The sequence below is a fragment of the Pedobacter sp. GW822-FHT03F06 genome (genome assembly GCF_058801365.1).
Genome location: NZ_JBXANE010000025.1, coordinates 1 through 2,382 on the forward strand (window position 1 = coordinate 1; position 2,382 = coordinate 2,382).

At 41.5% G+C, this 2,382-nt stretch carries 1 protein-coding gene; it reads left to right on the plus strand.

Going from position 1 to position 2,382, the window contains the following annotated elements:
• The first annotated feature begins 1,187 nt into the window (after positions 1 to 1,187).
• Positions 1,188 to 2,054, plus strand: a complete 867-nt coding sequence (locus AC1RJ8_RS25080; RefSeq protein ID WP_492956260.1) for a DUF808 domain-containing protein — start codon at positions 1,188 to 1,190, stop codon at positions 2,052 to 2,054.
• Positions 2,055 to 2,382: the final 328 nt, after the last annotated feature.

Here is a 2,382-nt window from a genome sequence, read left to right on the forward strand (position 1 = left end):
ACTGCGGTAACACGTGGGAGAGTAGGTCGGTGCCAGATCTTAAAAGAAACCCTTTAACAGCAATGTTGAAGGGTTTTATTGGTTTATGGCCATTCTGTTCTGTAGCGTTCACTTCCCAACATTAATGGATGGGGGATTAAGGAATTGTTTAAGCAGCTCTATTCTTAATGTCCTTAATTCCTTAATGATAGACAGGGCATAAAATTATTTTTTTCGCCATTAAGGAGTTAAGAAAGATTAAGGGCCTGTTCCGCAGGTTACGCTGATCCCCGCTGGGTTTTACACTACTGGCCCGGTTCTGTAGCCCTGATGGCAGCGGAAATCCCTTTTGGGGAAGGCTGGCTTGTTTATCCCAGGGGTTTCCCAAAAGGATTGCAGCGCACAGCAGGACGGAACCCAACCTATATGTTACTGCTATTGCGCTCCAGACCGTTAAAATGTGAATCATCTGATTATGCTTTGCAAATAGATTGGTTTTCCGATCCTTAAGCAGTTAAGGTAGTTAAGGATTTTGTTCCCGCAGATTTCCGCTGAGTTTTACACTATTGGCCCAGGTTCAATAGCCCTGATGGCAGCGGAAATCCCTTTTGGGCAGCGCTAGCTTGTTTATTCCAGGGGTTTCCCAAAAGGATTGCAGTGTACAGCAGGACGGAACCCGACCTACGTTTTACAGCTATTGCGCTCCAGACCGTTAAAATATCAACCATCTGATTATGCTTTGCAAATAGACCGGTTTTCCGTTTCTTAAGAAGTAAAGATGAGATAAGGTTTGTTTCCCAGATTACACTGATCCCTGCTGGGTTTTACACTTCTGGCCCAGGTTCAGTAGCCCTGATGGCAGCGGAAATCCCTTTTGGGCATAGGTAGGTTGTTTATCCCAGGGTTTCCCAAAAGGATTGCAGCGTACAGCAGGACGGAACCCAACCTACCTCTTACTGCTATTGCGCTCCAGACCATCAAAATATTTAACCTTCTGGATTAGCCTTAACAAATAAGTTAAACGCTGCTTTAACCATTTAAAGTGATGTTTTTTCACGATTATCATCTCAACGACCGTGTGCATGATAGATTTAGCAAATATATCCTATCTATAGCATACTTTTTTAGCACATATAGCTTAAAGATTTGAGTATGATTGTTCGAATCTGGAAAGGATTTGATATTTTGCGGCATAATTTAATTTAGATATGGCTTCAGGTTTTTTTGCGATTTTGGATGATATAGGTGCTTTAATGGACGATGTAGCGGTAACAGCTAAGGTAGCGGCCAAGAAGACTGCGGGGATTTTGGGAGATGATTTAGCGGTAAATGCAGAAAAGTCAACTGGTTTTCTTTCCTCGAGAGAATTGCCGGTACTATGGGCAATTACAAAAGGATCATTCGTGAATAAGCTTATTATTGTTCCGATTGCGCTATTACTCAATTTCTTTTTTCCAATAGCGATTAAAGTGATTTTGGTATTGGGCGGGTTGTACCTGGCGTATGAAGGGGTGGAGAAAATCGTTGAATATTTTATTCATCGATCAAAGCCCTCACATGTAGAGGTAAAAGAAGTCATCCAAGAGGGGGAGGCAGCAGAAAAAGCGAAAATTAAATCAGCTATTATTACCGATTTTATTTTATCAATAGAAATCGTAATTATTGCTTTGGGAAGTGTGCTCGAAGAAAAGCTGCTTATACAAATTATGACCGTATCGGCTGTAGCTTTGTTGGCTACCGTTGGTGTTTATGGCATCGTAGCCATTATTGTTAGAATGGATGATGCCGGATATCGCTTAATGAAGGCATCAGGTGAAAAAGGTATACTTTCATCAATTGGAAACCTACTGGTTCGTTCTTTACCGGTTATAATAAAAATATTAAGTGTTGTAGGAACAGTAGCATTAATCTTGGTTTCAGGTGGAATTTTTGCACATAATGTTGGCTTTCTACATCACGTTCTTCATACTTTACCTTCAATTCTTAGGGAATTTGCTTTTGGATTAGCAGCTGGGCTAGTCTCTGTGCTTGTTTTAACTGCGGGTAAAAAACTTTTAGCTATTATCAGAGCATAAGGAATTGGTAGTTATTCTATTTTGCAGGTATGAATTGGTTATTTTTTTGTGAAAAGCAGTTTTGGCGCTACTATGGAGGTTTGTTCCCGCTATCCGCTTTATCCCGATGAAAACCTGTGAAACAAGCAAGCACACCCAAATATAACACAAACTGGTGCTTAAATCGGGATGCCCGCTGCTATCGGGTTTAGGTGGCAGGGGCTACCGGGATTTTAAACGGCCGGACGCAGTGAAAACTCCGGAAGCCTGAAGGGGGGCTGCTATAAACACGCATTCTTTCAAAAAGTTTTGCTATCTGCAAAACTTTTTCCTGTTGAAAACCACGCAG

Bases quoted from the DNA above. Each gene is read 5' to 3' on its own strand.
- AC1RJ8_RS25080 (WP_492956260.1), top strand. From the start codon at position 1,188: ATGGCTTCAGGTTTTTTTGCGATTTTGGATGATATAGGTGCTTTAATG.